The organism is Mycolicibacterium pulveris, assembly GCF_010725725.1.
GTDB lineage: Bacteria > Actinomycetota > Actinomycetes > Mycobacteriales > Mycobacteriaceae > Mycobacterium > Mycobacterium pulveris.
On record NZ_AP022599.1, the window covers coordinates 3,331,582 to 3,351,571 of the forward strand.

Consider the following 19,990-nt stretch of genomic DNA (forward strand, 5'->3'; position numbering starts at 1 on the left):
CGTGACGGTCTCGATCACCGACATCCATCGGTGGGATGCGGGCGATGTTCGTGAGGTCTTCCATGCGACGCGCAACCGGGCAGAAGCGGCCTTCGAGGCCGCCGACGGAATCGCCGAACTTCCCGCGTTCGGAGGTTGGGGCGGTGACGCGGCCGAAGCCGCGAAGGAAGCCAACGGCCAGATCCGCAAGGACCTGGACGTTCACGGCAACGAGGCGTTGGTCGTTGCCCGGGCCGCCGCTGCTGCCGCTGATCGAATCCAGCAGGTCAAGAACGATTTGGTTCAGCTGGAGGCCGATGTCGCAGCCGCCGGTTTCGAACTCGATCCCGCGAGCAGTACGGTCATGCCTGGACCGGCGCTGGAACACGACATGGTTGCGTTGCTTGCAAAGGAAGCCGAGCGGGAGGCGCTGCAGGCACGCCTGAACACCATTCTCGCAGAGGCGGTTTCGGCCGATGAGGAGCTGGCCCGCGCGATCAACATGGCGACCGGCGCGGAGCCGATACCCGACACGCCGCACACCAACGATCCCGAACTCCAGGGCGCACTGTCGCGGCCGCTGCCCGAGGACCCGAAGGAGTTCCACGACCTGTGGGAAAAGTTGACGCCGGAGCAGCGAGAGTGGCTGTACCGACAGGATCCCAACATCGGCAACCATCCGGGCATGCCGTTCGCGGGCGATCACACCGACCCCGGCAGGGACTATTTCAACCGACGGCATCTCGGGGAGCTGACGGAAACGGCGCAGGCCGAGGTCGACCGCCTGGCAAGCCAACACCCCGATTGGGCGCGGAGCGGCGACCGGTTCCCGGTATCGGTCACACCACAGCAGAACGGCCAGTACGCAGACTGGAAACGCCAGTGGGACGCCGCGAACAGCGAGCTCAATGGCTACCACGCGGTATCCGAGACGCTGGCACGAAACAACGGCGTGCCGCGCTACCTCGGGTTGCTCGATGACCAAGGGCACGCGGCCGTCTCGATCGGCAATCCCGACACCGCGACGCGGACTGCGACCCTGGTGCCAGGAACCGGCCAGGATATGGCGAGTTTCGTTGGTAGCGATGGCAAGTCGCTCGATATGTTCAACGCCGCGCTGGACGCCGATCCGAACCTGAGTGCCGAGGACGTCGCTGTCACGACCTGGATGGGCTATGACCGGCCGATGAATTTGTTCGAAGCAGCGTCTCCGGGCCGTGCAGAAGCGGGCGGCGCTGGGCTCGACGCGTTCATCGACGGCATGCACGCGTCGCATGAAGGGTGGTTCCCCGCAACGGATACCGTCGTCGGCCACAGCTACGGCTCGACGCTGGTGGGCGGCGCCAGTAGCGGCGGCAACCATTTGGCAGTCGACAACGTGATCGCGGTAGGCAGCCCCGGCATGCTGGTTGGACATGCGTCCGAAATGAGTCTGGACCCTGGCGCCCAGGTCTACGCCACCCGAGCGCAGCACGACATCATCCATCTGGTCTCCGGAGCTGCACTGGGCTTGAACCCCACCTGGGACGGATTCGGAGCCATCGAGCTGGCGGCCGCACCTGGACCATCGACCGGACCACCCATACTGAACCTGCCGTCTATCGGCGCCCACAGCAGTTACTGGGATGAGGGCAACCCGGCGCTGGCCAATATGGGTGCGATCATTGTTGGCATGCCGCCACCCGAGGTTGTGCCATGACCAGCGGACGTCGACGCGAGGAAGTCACACCATCCGGCGCGATGGTGCGCGCTGCGGCGCTATTGCTGTTGGTGGCGCTGGTTGGCGGTTGCAGCGACGATCGTCCGCTAGGCCCGCCGGTACCTACCGGTGCGACTGACATTGGAGGTCCGCCCATGACATCCGCCCCACCGCCGCCGCCCGGCTGGGACCCGAAAGATGTTGTGCCACAGAGCCAACAGGAAGCCCAGGACACACTGGCGGATTACCTCACCCGCACCTTGCGCGGACTACCGCCGGGCACGGTTCTCGACGCCACCCGGTACGGCAGCGCCGGCCACAACAGCTGGTGCGAAGACGAACCTGCGGATCCGAAGAACGCGCCCACCCGCTACCACACCACGGGTGATCTCAAGTTCCCGCCCGAAACTGACCTCGATGCGATGGTCCGACGCGTGGGCGACATCTGGCGCGGCTGGGGGTGGTATGTCTTTGAGCGTGACGGGTTCCGCAAGCCCAACGAGTTCGGCTACGGGCCGGATGGGTATCGCATGCAGATTGTGACAGCGGGACGACCAGGCTACTCGCCGACACTCAGCGCTTCGTCACCATGCTTCCCGGGAGACATTGCCAACAACGACATTCCGTTCCCGGTCGTCGTTCGTGCGGAGTGAGGCCAATTGCGGTGCCGGGCAGTCGCATCCGCGTCGTTGCCTCAGGCGTCGAAGATCGCCCGCACCGCTTCTCGGTCACCGTCGATCTCGATGATCTCGGAGACGTCGTCGAGGACGAGCGCGCCCGCGGCCAGCCCGAGCACCAGTGGGGCCTCGGCAGTCACGACCGCATCGAACTCGCGCCCGTCGGGCATGCCCACGTCGACCCCGGACGGGGCGACCTGGACCTGGAGCGTCGCCCCCTCAACCGCGATACCGACCGTCGCGGATCGGCCCGTCGGCGCCCTGCGCGCGAACAGCGCGGGTAGCGCGAGCAGCAGCCACTCGGCGCGGAACTCGTCGCCCTCCGGTCCGCGGATCATCAGCGGCGTCGACCAGCGGATGAGCCCTTCGATCGGCTCTCGAAGCCTCCTGAAAACCACTGCCGCACAACCGATGGAGATGAAGGGCCGACCCTACCGCGGCTGGCTACACATCGACGGTGAGCACCTACGTACCAAGCGTGCACCGGAGAAGTGGATAGCGATCGGAATCGACTCTGCGATAGCCACTCTCAAGTCCGAGGCCCGGGCCCGCTAGGTGATGGTCACGCCGCCGTCGACCACGATGGTTTGCCCGGTGACATATCCGCCGGCCTCCGACGCCAGCCAGACCAGCGTTGCCGAAAGCTCGTCGGGATCCCCGGCCCGCTGCAGCACCACCCGCTGGGCGAGGGTGCGTTCCAGGTATCCGGGAGCATACTGGTCGGTCATCTCCGAGTGGAAGAAACCCGGCGCAATGGCGTTGACCCGGATGCCTTTTCGCGAGCCCCACTGCTGCGCGAGATCACGGGTGAGTCCGATGATGGCGGCCTTGCTGGCGCTGTATGCGGCCTGCGGTAGTCCGGCCGTGGTCAGGCCCAGCACGCTGGAGATGTTGACGATCGAGCTGCCCGGCTGCATCACTTTGCCGCACGCTTGCGCGGTCCAGTACGACCCGTGCAGGTTGATGTCGACGACCGAGCGGAACTCGTCAGGGGTCTCGCGGGTGGCGGGCACCGCGGTGCCGACGCCGGCGTTGTTGACCAGCACGTCGACCCGGCCGAACTCCTGCATCGCCGCGTCGACGAGGGCGGCGCACTGCTGAGGATCGGTGACATCGGTGGGCACGATGTGTGCGCGTCGTCCTGCTTTCTGAACCAGTTCAGCTGTGGCCGTGAGCTTTTCAGCTCGTCGGGCTGCCAAGACCACATCGGCGCCCGCCTGCGCACACGCGTCGGCGAAAGAGACGCCCAAGCCCGACGAAGCTCCGGTGATGATGACGACTTTGTCGTCGAGGCGGAACTTGTCCAGAATCGTCATTCCATTGGCCCTTTCGCATAAGCCGGTTGTCCGTCCTGAGACATCCTGACCGGCTCTGTTGCGCGGGGTGCGACGGGGTGGGCCTGTCGCCGTGGGCCGTGGGCTTGGTGGTGCCTAAACGATCAGGCCGCTGGCCTTGGTGGTGGCCGTGGCGAACCTGTTCTGCACGTCTTCCCAGTTGACGACGTTCCAGAACGCCTTGACGTAGTCGGCTTTGACGTTCTTGTACTGCAGGTAGTAGGCGTGCTCCCACATGTCGACCTGCAGCAGCGGGATGATGCCGAGCGGGACGTTGGCCTGCTGGTCGTAGAGCTGGAAGGTGAGCAGTCGCTGTCCGAGCGTGTCGTAGCCCAGCACCGCCCAGCCGGAACCCTGCAGCCCGTTGGCGGCGGCGGTGAACTGTGCGCGGAACTTGTCGAATGACCCGAACTGGTCGTCGACGGCCGCCGCGAGGTCGCCGGCGGGCTTGTCGCCGCCGTGGGGTGAGAGGTTCTTCCACCAGATCGTGTGGTTGACGTGCCCGCCCAGGTGGAAGGCGAGGTTCTTTTCCTGCAGGAAGATCGCCGAGTGGTCGCCGTTGGCGCGGGCCTCCTCGAGTTTGGCGATCGCGTCGTTGACGCCCTTCACGTATGTCGCGTGATGCTTGCCGTGGTGGATCTCGTTGATCTGGCCGGAGATGTGGGGCTCCAGCGCGCCGTAGTCGTAGTCCAGGTCCGGCAGCGTGTACTCGGCCATCTTGCTCCTTCTTGAGGTTGTTCCGTTGTCGCGTCGACGCCCGCACTCCCGCGGTTCCTACGCCGCCGGGGTCGGGTGGACCACACGAGATCGACGTTCTGTCGCGTTCGTCTCGCACTTTGGTGCCCGAATGTCCCTTTGGGCGCAGTAGCAGACTAGCCCATCTGTTCAGCTGTTCACATGTTCATGTGTTAGGTTGGCGCCTGCGGGTCGGTCGCGTGCGGCGTCGATGCAGCACATCGGAACCGACTTCTTCGAGGCGGTAGCTGGTGCCCGGCCGACCCGCTCCAAAGTTCCTGGACGCGATGCAGCGATCGCGTAACCGGAGCCCGCACGACGGATGGTTGCCCAGCCCGCGACAGCCTTACCAAGTTGCTGGTGCCACCGTCGGGGGCGCGGACGCACTGCCCGACGAGGGCATCGGCCGAAATAATGAGCGCAACTAACTATTTGCGAAATTTGCCTTTTGTTGCGCTTCTCTTTCTTACTCAATTTGCCATTCTTGCGGGGTAGCGGACCGATTCCCGGCAAATCCCCACGTCGCACCAGGCCATGTGATGAACGTCACCGCCGAGCGGAAAATTGCCCTCGAAAAACGTGCCGGAACCACCCTGAAGTGCGAGGAGGCGGCGGCCTGGCGGATTATTCGCGCCCAAACCGTGACGCAACCGTTGCCGGATCTTCGTGAACGATGGTTCCAGATGGCCGTAGAGGTGCGCCGGGACAGCCCGCAAGCTTCTTTGCCAGAGTTAGCCACCGAGCAGCATGTAAGCAGTATATTAACGATGAAGTTAGTCTCGGGACGTTTGCTGACTCAGCATGGATTTTCACGGTCATGCGGACCGAGAGCGAATCTGGGAAATATGTCCCAATCTTGGGAATCGCCTGCTAGATTGACTCCCATGCTCGATCTAACTGGCCTGAAGCAAACCAGCTGCGACGCAGCGTGGCCACGGGATCTGCTAACGGTCGACTTCCGCGACTGGTTTGCGGAGTCGGCGGTGCCTTCTGAGGCTGGCCGCGCAAACTACGGGATAGTTGCCGTCGCCAGGGGCGCGTGGCGCTCCCGAGCGGGGTGCAGCTGCGGCTGGCAGGGAAGGCAACACTGGTTGTCAGCTATAGCGGTCTACGATGCGCATCTGCATGCGGCCAGCAACGAATGCCGGCCGGCAGTGCCATTAGTATTCAGGAGTTGAGACAGGGCGCGACTTTCCCTTTATTCTGATCCGGGTCGCATTCAGTGCTCACTCCTGAGAGAGGTATACAGACGTGGGTGAAACGCGCACAATTTCCGTCGCTGTTATCGGAATGTCGTGCCGCCTTCCGGGGGGGATTGTTTCCCCTGAGCAGCTGTGGGAAGCGTTGCTGCGTGGCGACGATTTCGTCACCGAGGTGCCTGCCGAGCGCTGGGACGCCGAGCAGTACTACGACCCGGAGCCGGGTGTGCCCGGGCGGTCCGTCTCGAAGTGGGGCGCTTTTCTCGACGACGTAGCCGGCTTCGACGCCGACTTCTTCGGCATCACCGAGCGTGAGGCCACGGCGATCGACCCTCAGCACCGACTCCTCCTCGAGACCGCGTGGGAGGCGGTGGAGCACGCGGGTCTGAACCCGACGGCGCTGACCGGATCCAAGGCCGGCGTGTTCATGGGCGTGACGCACAACGACTATGCGTACCTGGCCGCCGACACCCAGACCCTGGAGGGCCCATACGGGTTCACCGGCACGAGCTTCAGCCTGGCCTCCGGACGCATCGCCTACGCGCTGGGCGTCCACGGCCCCGCCTACACGGTTGACACCGCCTGCTCCTCGGGGCTGAGCGCGATCCACATGGCCTGCCGCAGCCTGCAGGACGGCGAGAGCGATCTCGCGCTGGCCGGCGGGGTGTCCGTACTGCTCGAAGCCCGCAAGGCGGCCGGCGGTTCGGCGGCCGGGATGTTGTCACCGACGGGCCACTGCCGCGCCTTCGACGAAGGCGCCGACGGGTTCGTCTCCGCCGAGGGCTGCGTGGTGCTCACGCTCAAACGGCTCGACGACGCTCTCGAGGCGGGCGACCGGGTCATGGCGGTCATTCGGGGCACCGCGGTCAACCAGGACGGCCGCACGGTCAACATCGCCACCCCGTCCTCGGACGCGCAGATCGTGGTGTACCGGGCGGCGCTGGCGGCCGCAGGCGTGGACGCAGGCACCGTCGGCATGGTGGAGGCGCACGGCACCGGAACCCCGGTCGGTGACCCCCTCGAGTACGCCAGCGTGGCCGAGGTGTACGGCACCGAAGGACCCTGTGCGCTGACGTCCGTCAAGACCAACTTCGGCCACACGCAGTCGGCGGCCGGCGCGCTGGGCGTCATGAAGGCCGTCTTGGCCGTGCAGCACGGCGTCATCCCGCCGAACCTGCACTTCAACCGGCTGCCCGACGAGCTGTCGCGGATCGAGACGCATCTGTTCGTGCCCCAGTCGACGACGGCGTTTCCGACCAGCGGGCCGCAGCCGCGGCGGGCTGCGGTCTCGGCGTACGGGCTGTCCGGCACGAACGCGCACGCGATCGTCGAGCAGGCCCCGGAGCCGGTGGCGCCGCAGAAGCCCGCCGAGGTCGCCGGTCCGCTGCTGTTCCCGTTGTCCTCGACTTCGGCAGGCGAACTGCGCCGCACCGCAGGAAATCTCGCGGATTGGCTGGCCAAGAGCGGTGACGGCAACGGTCGCGGACCCGCGGTCGATCTGTTCGACCTCGGCTACACGCTGTCGCGTCGGCGCGGCCACCGCTCGGTACGCACCTCCGTGATCGCCGGTGGCCGTGAGGAGCTGATCGCGGCGCTGCGCGACGTGGCCGACGGGGAGAGCCCCTACGAGGCGGCGGTCGGGCAGGACGACCGCGGGCCGGTGTGGGTGTTCTCCGGGCAGGGCTCGCAATGGGCCGGCATGGGGGCCGAGCTGCTGGCGCGCGAGCCCGTGTTCGCCGCGACCGTCGCCGAGCTGGAGGAGCTGATTCGGCAGGAGTCGGACTTCTCCGTCACGCAAGCGATGTCGGCACCCGAGACGATCACCGGGATCAACCGGGTGCAGCCGACCGTGTTCGCGGTGCAGGTCGCCCTCGCCGCGACGATGAGGTCGTACGGTGTCACACCCGGCGCGGTCATCGGGCACTCCATGGGTGAGGTGGCGGCCGCGGTGGTCGCCGGGGCGCTGACCCTCGAGGACGGTGTGAAGGTCATCTGCCGCCGGTCGAAGCTGATGTCGCGGATCGCCGGTTCGGGTGCGATGGCATCGGTGGAATTGCCTGCCTCCCAAGTTCTCTCGGAGCTTGCCGCACGCGGCATCACCGATGTGTCGCTCGCAGTGGTCGCCTCGCCGCAGTCGACCGTCATCGGCGGTGCCACCGGTTCGGTGCGCGACCTGGTCTCCGGCTGGGAGCAACGCGACGTGATGGCGCGCGAGGTCGCCGTGGACGTCGCCTCTCACTCGCCGCAGGTCGATCCGATCCTCGACGAGCTGGAAGAGGTCCTTTCCGACCTCAACCCGAAGCAGCCCGAGATCCCCTACTACTCGGCAACGTTGTACGACCCGCGTGACGAGCCGGAGTGGGACGCCTACTACTGGGTGGACAACCTGCGTCACACGGTGCGGTTCGCCGCGGCGGTGCAGGCCGCCCTCGAGGACGGCTTCCGGGTGTTCGGGGAGCTGTCCCCGCATCCGCTGCTGACCCACGCCGTCGACCAAACGGCGCGCAGCCTCGACATCCCGCTGACCGTGCTGGCGGCCATGCGTCGCGACCAGGAGCTGCCGTTCGGGCTGCGCGAACTGGTCGCCGACGTCCACAACGCCGGCGCCGCCGTCGATTTCGCCGTGCTGTATCCGGCAGGGCGGCTGGTCGACGCACCGCTGCCGACCTGGACGCACGAGTCGCTGCTGCTCGACCGCGATGGTCAGGACGCGACCGCGCGTGGGGCGTGCACGGTTTCGGTGCACCCGCTGCTGGGTTCGCACGTCGTGCTGCCCGAGGAGCCCGAGCGCCACGTCTGGCAAGGCGAGGTCGGCACGGAAGCGCAGCCGTGGCTGGCCGACCATCAGGTCCACGAGGTGGCGGTCCTCCCGGGCGCGGCGTACTGCGAAATGGCGCTGGCCGCCGCGCGCACCGTGCTCGGCGGCACCGCCGAGGTCCGCGACATCGTGTTCGAGCAGATGTTGATGCTCGATGAGACGACCCCGATTTCGGCCTCCGCATCAGCGCTGGCGCCGGGGATCCTCGACTTCGCGGTGGAGACATTCGAGGCAGGCGACCGCACGCGGCGCGCACACGCGGTGCTGCATGCGGAGGTGGCCTCAGACGAACCAGCCACCCACGACATCGACTCGCTGCTGACCGCCCACACCGACGCGGTGGACGGCACAGACCTGCGGGCGGCATTCGGCGCGTTGGGAATTCACCACGGGCCCGCCTTCTCGGGCCTGGCCACGGCCTACCACGCCGACGGTCCCGCGCACACGGTGCTGGCCGACGTCGCGCTGCCCGGGCCCCTGCGGGCGAATCAGGGCGCCTACGGCGTGCACCCGGCGCTGCTTGACGCCTGCTTCCAATCGGTGCTGGCACATCCGGTCGCGCAGAACGCGGCCGGCGGCGGCATGCTGCTGCCGCTGGGCGTGCGCCGGTTGCGGGCCAACGGTTCGGCCCGAAACGTTCACTACTGCTACAGCCGGATCGTCAAGGCCGACGCGGACGGCATCGAGGCAGACCTCGACGTTCTCGACGAGCGAGGCGCAATCCTGTTGAGCCTCGAAGGGTTACGGCTCGGCGCCGGGGCTTCGCAGCAGGCGCAGGCGGACCGGGTGCTCAACGAACGGCTGCTGAGCATCGAATGGCTGCAGCGCGACCTGCCCGAGGCCGACTCCGTCGACGCGGGGTCCTGGCTGCTCATCAGCACCAGCGCCACCGGAGACATCCTCGCTGCCGCGCTCGGCGATGCCCTGAAGGCTGCGGGCGCAGACTGCTCGACGATGACGTGGCCGCAGCACGCCGACCATCAGGCCAACACCGAGTTGCTGACGTCCTACCTCGGTGACCAGGTGCTGGCCGGCGTCGTGGTCGTGCCGAGCCTCGCCGACGCCGATGGCGGCACCCACGTGTCGGTCCGCGGCGGTGAGCATGTCCGGCACCTGGTGCGGATCATCCGCGAGCTGCCTGAAACGCCCGGGGAGCCGCCGCGGCTCTATGTCGTGACCCGCAACGCGCAATCGGTTGTCGCCGACGATGTTCCGAACTTGGAGCATGCCGGACTGCGCGGCTTCATCCGGGCGATGGGGATGGAGCATCCGCGGCTGCGCGCCAGCCAGGTCGACGTCGACGAGGCGACCGGCGTCGAGCAGTTGGCCCATCAGCTGCTGAGCAGGTCGGACGAGGACGAGACCGCATGGCGCGACGGCCAGTGGTACACCGCGCGGTTGACCCCCGCCCCGCTGCGCGCCGACGAGCGATACACCGCGATGGCATCCAACGAGCATGACGGTATGCGGCTGCAGGTCCGCACACCCGGTGACCTGGAATCGCTGGAAATGGTTTCGTTCGAACGGGTTCCACCGGGTCCCGGGCAGATCGAGGTCGCGGTCAGCGCGTCCAGCATCAACTTCGTCGACGTGCTCGTCGCGTTCGGGCGCTGCCCCAGCTTCGATGGACGGCTGCCGGAACTGGGTTCGGAATTCGGCGGTGTCGTCACCGCGGTCGGCCCGGGGGTGACCACCCATCAGGTCGGGGACCGCGTCGGTGGCGTCTCGGCCAACGGCTGTTGGGGCAACTACGTCATCTGCGAGGCGAACCTCGCGACGAAGCTGCCCGACGGGCTGGAAGAGCACCAAGCCGCGGCCGTCGGCCTCGCCTACGGCACGGTGTGGCTCGGCCTGCAGGAGCTGGCGCGGATTTCCTCGACGGACAAGGTGTTGATCCATTCCGCCACCGGCGGTGTCGGCCAGGCCGCGATTGCGGTGGCCCGCGCGGCCGGAGCCGAAATCTACGCCACGGCAGGCAGCGAGGCCCGGCGCCAGCTGTTGCGGGACTGGGGCATCGAGCATGTCTACGACTCCCGCAGCACCGAATTCGCCGACCAGATTCGTCGCGACACCGACGGCTACGGCGTGGACATCGTGCTGAACTCGGTGACCGGTGCGGCACAGCGCGCCGGGTTGGAGTTGCTCGCCTTCGGCGGCCGGTTCCTCGAGATCGGTAAGCGTGACATCTACGGTGACACCCGGCTGGGTCTCTTCCCGTTCCGCCGCAACCTGTCGTTCTACGCGATCGACCTGGCGTTGATGACGGTCACCCATCCCGACAAGGTTCGCGGTCTGCTGGAGAAGGTGTACCAACTGACCGCCGACGGCTCGTTGCCGCTACCGGACATCACGCGCTACCCGGTCGCCGACGCGGCCGAGGCCATCCGGAAGATCGGCGGCGCCCAGCACATCGGGAAGTTGGTGCTCGACGTGCCCCACTCCGGCACCACCGAGGTGATGGTGCCGCCGCAGGAGGCCCCGACGTTCCGTTCCGACGGCGCGTACATCGTGACCGGTGGCCTCGGCGGGCTGGGTCTGTTCCTCGCCGAGAAGATGGCTGAAAAGGGGTGCGGGCGCATCGTTCTCACTTCGCGCAGCCAGCCAAGCGTCAAGGCGCAGGAGATCGTGGAGCTCATCCGGTCCACGGGCGCCGACATCGTTGTCGAGTGTGGTGACATCTCCGCGGAGGGTACGGCCGAACGGCTGGTGGCCGCGGCGACGGCGACCGGGTTGCCGCTGCGCGGCGTGCTGCATGCGGCTGCGGTCGTCGAGGACGCCACCCTGCCGAACATCACCGACGACCTCGTCGAACGGGACTGGGCGCCGAAGGTGTACGGGGTCTGGAACCTGCACCGCGCGACGCAAGACCAGCCACTGGACTGGTTCTGCTCGTTCTCGTCGGCCGCCGCGCTGGTGGGGTCGCCGGGCCAGGGTGCCTACGCCGCGGCCAACAGCTGGCTGGACGCGTTCACGCGCTGGCGCCGGGCCCAGGGCCTTCCGGCCAGCGCCATCGCCTGGGGTGCGTGGGGCGAGATCGGTCGGGGTACGGCACTGGCCGAGAACGACGCGGCGATCCTTCCCGACGAGGGCGCCTACGCGTTCGAAACGCTGCTGCGCTACGACCGCGCCTACACCGGGTACGCCCCGATTCTGGGGACACCCTGGCTGACCGCGTTCGCGCAGCGCAGCCCGTTCGCCTCGGCGTTCAAGTCGGCAGGGCAGGGGTCCAGCGAGGGCCGAAAGCTTCGGGCCGAGCTGGCCGCGCTGCCGCGCGACGAGTGGCCGACGCATCTGCGGCGGCTGATCTCCGAACAGGTCGGCCTGATCCTGCGGCGCGCGATCGATCCTGACCGCCCGCTGTCGGAGTATGGGCTGGACTCGCTGGGCAACCTCGAACTCCGCACCCGGATCGAGGCCGAGACGGGAATTCGCATCACCGCGATGGGAGTGAATACCGTCCGCGCACTGGCAGATAGCCTTTGCGAAACACTCGCGGCGGATGAGACGGTCGCGGCGCCCTCATGATGACGGCACGGAAGGAGGCGAAAGTATGTTCGCGCTAGAGGCGATCCACGAGTGGGTGGATGCTCCGGGCCAGCTCATCACGTGGGTTCCTTCACCGGCGACGCTTGCCAAGGTCAGCGAGGCGCCCATCAGCGACGTGCCTGCCAGTTACCAGCAAGCGCAACATCTCCGGAACTACCGCGCGCACGCGGCTCAGGGAAACGAGATGGCCCGGTTGACCATTCCGGCGTGGAACATCGCCGGGCGGTGTGATGTGCGGGCGATGACCCACGTGCTCAACGCCTACCTCCGACGCCATGACACCTATCGCAGCTGGTTTCAGTTCACCGAGGACGACCGCATCGTGCGGCGCACGCTGCGCAACCCCAGGGACATCAAGCTCGTCGCCACTGAGCGTGGTGAGAAGACATCGGCCGAATGGCGCGACTACATCCTGGCCACACCGTCGCCGCTGAACTGGGATTGCTTCCGATTCGGCGTGATTCAGCGCTCCGATCACTTCACGTTCTGGATGAGCATGGATCATCTGCACGTCGACGCCATGTTCATGGGCCTGGCGTTCGTCGAGATCCACATGATGTATGCCGCGCTGGTGGGCGGGGGAGCGCCGATCCCGCTGCCGGAGGCCGGCAGCTACGAGGACTACTGCGTCCGGCAGCGCGAGTTCACCTCGACGCTGACGCTGGACTCGCCACAGGTCAACGAATGGATCGAGTTCGCCATCGACAACGACGGAACCCTGCCGCAGTTCCCGCTTCCGCTGGGAGATCCGACGGTCCCCTGCGAGGGAGATCTGCTGACCATTCAGTTGATGGACGAAAACCAGTCGGACCGCTTCGAATCGGCGTGCATCGCGGCCGGTGCGCGGTTCATCGGTGGGGTGTTCGCCGCGGCGGCACTCGCCGAGCATCAGCTCACCCGATCGGACACCTACCACGTCATCACGCCCACCAGCACCCGTAGCACGCAAGCCGAAGTGATGACCACGGGCTGGTTCACCGGCACGGTGCCGATCACGGTGCCCGTCAGCTCCGCGTCGTTCGCCCAAACCGCAAGGGCGGCACAGGCTTCCTTCGATTCCGGTCTGGCGCTGGCGCACGTTCCGTTCGACCGGGTGCTGGAACTGGCCGCCGCCGAACGCGGGTTGACGCCGCCGAGGCCGGGTGTGCCGATGATCTCCTACCTCGACGCCACCATCGCCCCGCTGTCACCCGCCGTCGTCGCGGAGTGGAACGGGTTGAACGGCAAGATCTACAGCGAACTCGGCGCCGCCCATCAAGTCGGCATGTGGATCAACCGGTTCGGCAACGGCACGTCGGTGACGCTGGCGTTCCCGAACAATCCGATCGCGCGCGAGTCGGTCACCCGCTACGTCGACGCGATGAAGTCGGTGTTCGTCCGGGTCGCCGAGGGCCGTGGCGAGCTGGCGGCGTCGCCCGAACTGGTCGACGTCACCCAGAAGTTGTCCTGATCGCGCGGTAGGCGGACGGCTCGATGACTGAGGCGGTACAAGCGCGGCCGGACAACCGGCTCTCGTTCACCGACCAGCTGCTGTTTCTCGGCCAGTGCGCCACCGGCCAGGAACTCGTCATGCAGTGCGTGTGGATCTACGAGCACCCCATCGACATGGACGGGCTGCGGCGGTTCCACGAGAATTTCGGTTTCGGGTTGTACGGCCGACTGATCGAACGCTCGCCGCTGCCATTCGGCAGGCATCGGTGGGTGTCCTCGCCCGGACCCGCCGCCGACCTCGATATCGCCGAAACCCCGCGCCCCCGAGCCGAACTCAGCGACTGGATCGACGAACGCGCGCAGCTGCCCATCGATTCCGAGAACGGGCCCAGCTGGCATCTCGGGGTGCTGCCGATGACCGACGGTTCCACGGCGGTCTCCATGGTGGCCTCGCATCTGCTGGCCGACGGCCTCGGCGGGCTGCTGACGATCGTCGACGGGATCCAAGGAAATCGGCGCGATTTCGGCTATCCGCCGCCGCGGTCACGCACACCGTTGCGGGCCGCGGTCACCGATCTCAAAGAGACGGCACGCGGACTACCCGAGGTGGCGCGCACGTTGGCGAAGGCCGCTAAGCAAGCGGTGCGCCGGCGTCACGAGATCAGCGGATCGAACAAGGCGCCCGTCGCGACGAATCGCCCTGGCATGGACGAACACGTCGTCGTGCCTTCGGTCACCATCTACCTCGACCTCGCCGACTGGGACGCCCGTGCGCAGGCGCTCAACGGGTCGAGTCACTCGTTGATCGCCGGGTTCGCCGCGAAACTGGCCGAACGCCTTGAGCGGTACCGCGCCGACGGCGCCGTCACCCTGCATTTGCCGATCAGCACCCGAACCGAAAACGACACGCGGGCCAACGCGGCGGCCATCGCCACCGCCGTCATCGATCCCGCCTCGGTGACCACCGACCTGTCGGCGGCCCGACGCGAGATCAAACAGGCGCTCACGACGCTGCGCGAAGAGCCCGACGAGACCCTTGAGCTTCTTCCGCTGACCCCGTACATCCCCAAGCGCGCCGTCAAACGCGGCTCCGACGTGGTGTTCAGCTTCGCCGACATGCCCGTATCCTGTTCCATCCTCGGCGATGTCGATTCCATCGTCGCGCGCGCCGACGGTACCGAAGCCGAGTACGTCATGCTTCGCGGGGTGGACCGGCACGTGCCGCGCGGATACCTCGAGCACCGCGGCGGCCTGTTGACCGTGCTGGCCGGACGCATCTGCGGCAAGGTGTCGATCACCGTGGTCGCCTACCAGGCCGGTGAGGAGAACTCCAAGGCGCGACTGCGTGAGCTGGCCGCCAAGGTGCTGGCCGAGTTTGAGCTCACCGGCACGATCGAGTAACAACTGAGCATGGCCATCCAAGCTAATCCGAAGTGGCAACGGTTGAGACGTCGTGCCGCCGAAACCGAAGGTGCGCTGGATAATCAACTCACCTTCATGGATCAGGCCGGCTTTCAGCTGCTGCGCGCGACGGGCCGCGGTCAGCTCATGCAGATGCTGTGGATCTATGAGCACCCGGTCGACATGGACGGGTTGCGGCGCTTCCACCGCAACTTCGGCTACGGGGTGGCCGGCCGCCGGATCGAGCGCTCGACGCTGCCGTTCGGCAGGCACCGGTGGATCTCTGCACTGGGGCCCGCGGCGGCCCTCGACATCGACCAACCGCGCCCTCGTACCGAGGTCAGCGATTGGTTCGACGAACGTGCCCAACTGCCGGTCGATCCCGAATGGGGTCCCGGCTGGCACATGGGGGTGTTGCCGATGACCGACGGCTCCACCGCGGTCACCCTGGTGGGTTCGCACCATCTCGGCGACGGCGTCGCGGCGCTGCTGTCGGTGGTCGAGGCGGTCCACGGCGTGCGACGTGACTTCGGCTTTCCACCGCCACAGTCGCGCAAGCGTTTTCGCGGTGCCCTGGCTGATCTCGGCCAGACTGTCAAAGGCGTACCCGAGGCGGCCCGGACAACGGTGACCGCCGCGAAGCTCGGTCTGCAGAGCCGTGGCGAGGCGGCGGCGAAGGTGCCCACGCCACCGGTCGCCGGGACGTCCGATCCCGAGGCCCGCGTCGTGGTGCCCGCTGTCAGCGCGCTGGTGGATTTGGCGCAGTGGGACGCGCAAGCGGAGTTGCTCAACGGAACAAGCTATTCGCTGGTGGCCGGTTTCGCTGCCCGGTTGGGTGAACACATGGGGCGCAAGAGCTCCGACGGCGCCGTGACGTTGGTGATGGCCCTCAACGGACGTACCGGGCTGGAGGACACCCGGGCCAACGCGATGCTTTTCGCATCCGCCGACATCGACCCGGCCCCGGTGACGACGGATCTCTCCGCTGCGCGCAGCACCGTGCGACAGGCGCTGCAGGCGGCCAGAGATGAGCCCGACGCCGCGCTGCAGCTGCTTCCGTTGGTGCCGTTCGTGCCGCGACGCGCTCTCAGGCGAGTGGTCGAACAGTTTCTGGGATCCGGTGCGGACCTTCCGGTTTCATGTTCCAACCTCGGCGATGTGCACCCATCGGTGGCCTGTCCCGACGGCACCGAAGCGGAGTACACCATGCTCCGCGGTGCGGACCAGAACGTGCGTCGAGCCGATCTCGAGCGGGCCGGCGGTCAGCTCGTGGTGGTGGCCGGCCGCATCAGCGGCAGGATTTCCATCGACGTCATCGGCTATCGGGTCGGTGCCGAGAACTCCAAACAGAGGTTGCGTGAGTTGGTGGCGAGCACTCTGGCCGAGTTCGGGCTCAGCGGTGAAATCATCTAGTTCTTGACCAAGCAGTACAGCCGGTAAGACAGGTCGCCCCGTTCGACCTCTTCGTACAGCGGGGAGCCCTTGGTGACGGCGACGTCACGGCCGAACCTGCGCAACAGCTTCGGCGCATGCCGGTTGATCAGCTCCTGGTAGCGCGGCGAGTTCATTTCGAGCCCGCGCAGCACCTGCTTGTTGATCTCCTCTTCCGACACCAGCTGCAGCGACGAATCCCTAAGTGCGGCTTCCCATTCCGGAATACCGGCCCGATCACGGAGATCGGCGTAGAGGAAGTGCCCGCCTGGCGCGAGCACCCTGACGACTTCGGCCAAGAACCGACGGTAGTTGGGGTAGAGGTGCGCCGCTTCGACGTTGATGACCGCGTCGAAGCTCTCGTCGGGAAACGGCAGGTTCTCGGCATCGCCCTGCACGAACGACAATCCGGGCAGTTGGTGCCTGCGCTTACAGAACTCGATGCCCGCCGGGTTGAGATCCAGACCGGTGTAGGACGCCGGGCGCATGGTGCGCGTGATGTAGGAGGCGGCGCCGCCGTGACCGCAACTGACCTCCAGCACCCGTTTGCCTTCAAGATCGGTCTGCGCCGCCACCCGGTGGTAGAGCTGAATGCAGAGCCGGTCGGGCTCGTCCGAGGGGTCCAGCGGCAGATTCATCGGCGGATCTTCCTCATATCCCCAGTTGAGGAAGAGGACTTCGTCGGTACCGAGCCGCCGGGTCACCAGGCTGTACCCGTACTTACCGATGACCTTCCCGAGGTGTCGGTGCGAGAAGTTGACGACCTTGGTGACCACCGGTCGGTAAATTTGCTCAATCATCGGCTCCAGTATTTCAGGCGCACGACATAATGTCTGCGGCAGGTGCGAAGTGCGCACGGGTCGGAGAGAATCGGAGAGAAGAGGTGACGTGAGGTTCGGCGATGCCCAACCCGAGTCGAGATCCGGCCTCCCCGCCAGCGGTGACCCCACGGTCGACAACACGTTGGCCTACATGGACCAGGCGTCATATCTGTGGGTACGGGTCAGCGGCCACGTCCACGGTATCCAGTGCACGTGGGTGTATCCACGCGACGTCGACCTCGACGGATTGCGCCGGCTGCGCGACAACCTCGCCTACGGCCTGTTGGGACGCCGGGTCGAGCCGTCCCCGTTTCCGTTCGGACGACACCGCTGGGTGGCGTGCCACGAGGCGCCGGAGATCGACATCGCCGAACCGGCCCGCGCGCGTACCGCGGTCGCGGAGTGGGTCGACGAACGCGCACAGGTGCCAGTCGACCCGGAGTTCGGTCCGGGTTGGCACCTCGGGGTCCTTCCGATCGAGAACTATGGCGGGGCGGTCAGTTTGGTGGCCTCCCACACCGTGGTCGACGGGCTCGGCCTGTGTCTTGCGGTCGCGGACGCGGCCAAGGGGGTACGGCACGACTTCGGTTATCCACCGCCGGGTTCTCGCGCCAGAAGGCAAGCCTGGACGGAGGATGCCCGCCGGGCCGCACGCGACCTACCGCGAGTCGCCCGCGCGCTCGGCGCCACGGTGAAGCTGGGGGTTCGCGACCTGCCCGACCTCGTCAAGCAGAGGCCCGCGCGGCCCCGTCGCAGCCGCGAGCCCGACCGGCCGGCAGTGGTGCCCACCGCGACCGTCTACATCGATCTGGCCGACTGGGACGCCTGCGCCGAGCGGCTGCACGGCACGAGCAACGCGCTCATCGCCGGGTTCGCGGCGCAGCTGGGACGGCGATTCGGGCGGGTGCGCGCCGCAGACAACTTCGTCACCTTGTCGTATCCGGTCAACGACCGCACCGAAAACGACTTGCGCGCCAACGCGATCAAGGGCATCGACTTCGCCGTCGATCCCGGCCCGGTGACGTCGGACCTTCGCGACATGCGCAACACGATCAAGCAGGCGCTCGTCGAGGGGATGGGCAAGTTCAAGGACTTCGAGCGCGTCTTCCCGCTGGTTCCGATGGTCCCCACAGGGTTGGTGAAGAAGGTGCCGCTGGGCGCGATGAACTCCGCTGACCTGCAGGTCGGCTGCTCGAACCTCGGTGAACTCGACCCTGCGGTGGCCTATGCCGACGGCACCGAAGCCGAGACCGTCTCGTTTCGGATGGTGGAGCAGAACCTGACGACAAAAAGCCCCGAACTCGCCGGGGGCGAGCTCAATTTGGGAACCGGGAGAATCAACGGCAAGCTCTTCCTCAATATCCGCGCCTACCAGCCGGGCGGCGACAACTCGCGACAAAAACTGCGTGAACTCGTCGCTGCCACGCTTGCCGACTTCGACCTGACCGGCGTCATCGAATAGTGCGGGCTGCCTTTTCGAGCAGATCGGCTGCAGCGCAGACGCTCGCGGCGGGTTTGGTCATCTGAGTGGCCACGTCACGTGCGCGGGCGAGGTAGTTGGGCTTAAGGATGGTCCGGAGGGCGTCGAGCAGCGAATCGCGCGTTGTGCGCGAAAAGCGTAGTCCCGCACCGACTTCCAATCGCTTGACCTGAGCGGCCCACACCGGCTGATCGGCGCCCACCCACAGAATCAACGTGGGTACCCCCGCCCGCACCCCGGCGGCAGTGGTTCCCGAACCGCCGTGGTGGACGACCGCGCGACAAAGGGGAAACATCGCCGCGTGGTTGACGGCGTTCACGAGCTTGACGTGGTCACCCTGCGCGTTGAGCGTGGATTCGCTGAGCTCCCAGACGCCCGTGGCGATCAGCGCCCGCTCGCCGAGCTCGGCGCAGACGTCGGTGATCATCGCGATGGCGTCATCCGGAGACTGCACCGGCATGCTGCCGAACCCGAAATAGATCGGCGGCGTGCCCGCGGCGATCCAGGACGCCACCTCGTCGTCGGTGTCTGCCCCCAGCTCCACCGTCAACGAGCCGATCAACGGCCGGCGACCGCCCCATTCCTCGGACAGGCGTGGGAAGAACACCTCGTCGTAGGCCTGGATCTCCAGTGCCCCGCCCTCCACGATGCGTCGCGCCGCACGCACGGTCGACTTCGGCAGACCAAGATCGCGTCGTTGCGCGTCATCTGCCTCCTTCAGCGCGCGCCAGTGCGCCCACTCGGCCACCGCCCATACGGGTCGGACCAATTGGGACGGCAACGGCAGCGGAAGGGCTTGGCTGTTGGCGCGGGCCGGGAAATAATGGAAGGCCGCCAACGGGATGCCGTAATACTCGGCGACGTTGGCCGCGACCTCCTGGTACGTCGTGCCGGTGAGGATCAGATCAGCCCCCTCGGCAAGGGGCGTCAGCGTCGCGCTCATCTCGGCCCAGCCCTGGGTGATGTACTCCCTGAGCTCCCGCAGCGCGGTCAGCGGGTTCTGAATCTTCCAGTACTTGCGGAAGATGTCGGCGTCGAGCTGTTGTTGCGAGTCCACCCCGTAGGCAACCGCCGGCGGCAGGCCTGCCCTGGCGACAAACGAGACGAGGTTGGGCGGAACGGCCAGGCGCACGTCGTGTCCGCGGCGAAGCAGCTCCAGGCTGACAGCCGCGCAGGGCTCGATGTCGCCACGGGTCCCGTGGACCGCGACCACGAACCTCATCGGCGGGGCTTTCCCATGGCGGACACGCCCCGATTAGAGCACAGGGGCCGGCGGGCAGCGGCGTCCAGAGGCGCTCGAGACCGGCGTCGGCCGCCTGTGAGGCGCCCGTGCCCAGCGACTGGCGCACCAGCCACAACCGGTGATAGGAGCAGGTCAGCAGGCCCGTTGGGCAAACTTCATAGGCGGCGAACTTGGCGTCGTAGCCGTGTAGCCTTAA

General features: G+C 66.9%; 12 protein-coding genes. 7 read left to right on the forward strand and 5 right to left on the reverse strand.

All coding sequences use genetic code 11. The features are described from left to right. Nucleotide 1 precedes the first annotated feature (1 nt). A complete protein-coding gene (locus G6N28_RS16230; RefSeq protein WP_163901951.1) occupies nucleotides 2–1,678 on the forward strand; it encodes an alpha/beta hydrolase in 1,677 nt (558 codons plus the stop codon). Beyond that, a complete protein-coding gene (locus G6N28_RS16235; RefSeq protein WP_235674593.1) occupies nucleotides 1,675–2,331 on the forward strand; it encodes a hypothetical protein in 657 nt (218 codons plus the stop codon). The genes G6N28_RS16230 and G6N28_RS16235 overlap by 4 nt, the downstream gene beginning before the upstream one ends. A gap of 41 nt (nucleotides 2,332–2,372) precedes the next feature. Here the strand turns inward: G6N28_RS16235 and G6N28_RS16240 are convergent, their stop codons facing one another. The 3 genes from G6N28_RS16240 to G6N28_RS16250 all read right to left on the reverse strand — a co-directional run bounded on the left by G6N28_RS16240 (nucleotide 2,373) and on the right by G6N28_RS16250 (nucleotide 4,406). Next, complete coding sequence (locus G6N28_RS16240) at nucleotides 2,373–2,753, reverse strand: hypothetical protein (RefSeq protein WP_163901953.1); 381 nt, start codon at nucleotides 2,751–2,753, stop codon at nucleotides 2,373–2,375. Nucleotides 2,754–2,906: 153 nt separating this feature from the next. Continuing rightward, nucleotides 2,907–3,671, reverse strand: coding sequence for an SDR family NAD(P)-dependent oxidoreductase (locus G6N28_RS16245; protein WP_163901955.1), 765 nt, complete (start codon nucleotides 3,669–3,671; stop codon nucleotides 2,907–2,909). 114 nt (nucleotides 3,672–3,785) lie between these two features. Then, nucleotides 3,786–4,406, reverse strand: coding sequence for a superoxide dismutase (locus tag G6N28_RS16250; protein ID WP_163901957.1), 621 nt, complete (start codon nucleotides 4,404–4,406; stop codon nucleotides 3,786–3,788). A gap of 1,269 nt (nucleotides 4,407–5,675) precedes the next feature. Between G6N28_RS16250 and pks2 the strand changes: the two genes are divergently transcribed. The 4 genes from pks2 to G6N28_RS16270 are packed head-to-tail and all read left to right on the forward strand — an operon-like array spanning nucleotide 5,676 to nucleotide 16,232. Then, complete coding sequence (gene pks2 / locus G6N28_RS16255; RefSeq protein ID WP_264072905.1) at nucleotides 5,676–11,966, forward strand: sulfolipid-1 biosynthesis phthioceranic/hydroxyphthioceranic acid synthase; 6,291 nt, start codon at nucleotides 5,676–5,678, stop codon at nucleotides 11,964–11,966. Between the two features lie 25 nt (nucleotides 11,967–11,991). Then, nucleotides 11,992–13,437 carry a condensation domain-containing protein gene (locus G6N28_RS16260; protein WP_163901961.1) on the forward strand — a complete coding sequence of 482 codons (1,446 nt, stop codon included), beginning with the start codon at nucleotides 11,992–11,994 and terminating at the stop codon, nucleotides 13,435–13,437. 23 nt (nucleotides 13,438–13,460) lie between these two features. Continuing rightward, nucleotides 13,461–14,819, forward strand: coding sequence for a hypothetical protein (locus G6N28_RS16265; protein WP_163901963.1), 1,359 nt, complete (start codon nucleotides 13,461–13,463; stop codon nucleotides 14,817–14,819). Between the two features lie 9 nt (nucleotides 14,820–14,828). Beyond that, nucleotides 14,829–16,232 (forward strand): hypothetical protein, encoded by a 1,404-nt coding sequence (locus tag G6N28_RS16270; RefSeq protein WP_235674594.1) that lies wholly within the window; start codon nucleotides 14,829–14,831, stop codon nucleotides 16,230–16,232. Here G6N28_RS16270 and G6N28_RS16275 read toward each other — a convergent pair. Next, the gene (locus G6N28_RS16275; protein WP_163901965.1) at nucleotides 16,229–17,050 is read right to left on the reverse strand and encodes a phthiotriol/phenolphthiotriol dimycocerosates methyltransferase; all 822 of its coding nucleotides are present in this window, start codon (nucleotides 17,048–17,050) and stop codon (nucleotides 16,229–16,231) included. The two genes, G6N28_RS16270 and G6N28_RS16275, sit on opposite strands and share 4 nt — an antisense overlap. 88 nt (nucleotides 17,051–17,138) lie before the next feature. On the opposite strand from G6N28_RS16275, the gene G6N28_RS16280 reads away from it, so the two are divergent. Further along, nucleotides 17,139–18,533, forward strand: a complete 1,395-nt coding sequence (locus G6N28_RS16280; protein WP_163901967.1) for a condensation domain-containing protein — start codon at nucleotides 17,139–17,141, stop codon at nucleotides 18,531–18,533. On the opposite strand, the gene G6N28_RS16285 is transcribed toward G6N28_RS16280, so the two are convergent. After that, on the reverse strand, nucleotides 18,523–19,773 hold the full coding sequence (locus tag G6N28_RS16285; protein WP_163901970.1) for a glycosyltransferase: 1,251 nt from the start codon (nucleotides 19,771–19,773) through the stop codon (nucleotides 18,523–18,525). The two genes, G6N28_RS16280 and G6N28_RS16285, sit on opposite strands and share 11 nt — an antisense overlap. Nucleotides 19,774–19,990 lie beyond the last annotated feature (217 nt).

Bases quoted from the DNA above. Each gene is read 5' to 3' on its own strand.
- G6N28_RS16275 (WP_163901965.1), bottom strand. From the start codon at position 17,050: ATGATTGAGCAAATTTACCGACCGGTGGTCACCAAGGTCGTCAACTTC.
- G6N28_RS16265 (WP_163901963.1), top strand. From the start codon at position 13,461: ATGACTGAGGCGGTACAAGCGCGGCCGGACAACCGGCTCTCGTTCACC.
- G6N28_RS16285 (WP_163901970.1), bottom strand. From the start codon at position 19,773: ATGAGGTTCGTGGTCGCGGTCCACGGGACCCGTGGCGACATCGAGCCC.
- G6N28_RS16235 (WP_235674593.1), top strand. From the start codon at position 1,675: ATGACCAGCGGACGTCGACGCGAGGAAGTCACACCATCCGGCGCGATG.
- G6N28_RS16270 (WP_235674594.1), top strand. From the start codon at position 14,829: ATGGCCATCCAAGCTAATCCGAAGTGGCAACGGTTGAGACGTCGTGCC.
- G6N28_RS16260 (WP_163901961.1), top strand. From the start codon at position 11,992: ATGTTCGCGCTAGAGGCGATCCACGAGTGGGTGGATGCTCCGGGCCAG.
- G6N28_RS16245 (WP_163901955.1), bottom strand. From the start codon at position 3,671: ATGACGATTCTGGACAAGTTCCGCCTCGACGACAAAGTCGTCATCATC.
- G6N28_RS16250 (WP_163901957.1), bottom strand. From the start codon at position 4,406: ATGGCCGAGTACACGCTGCCGGACCTGGACTACGACTACGGCGCGCTG.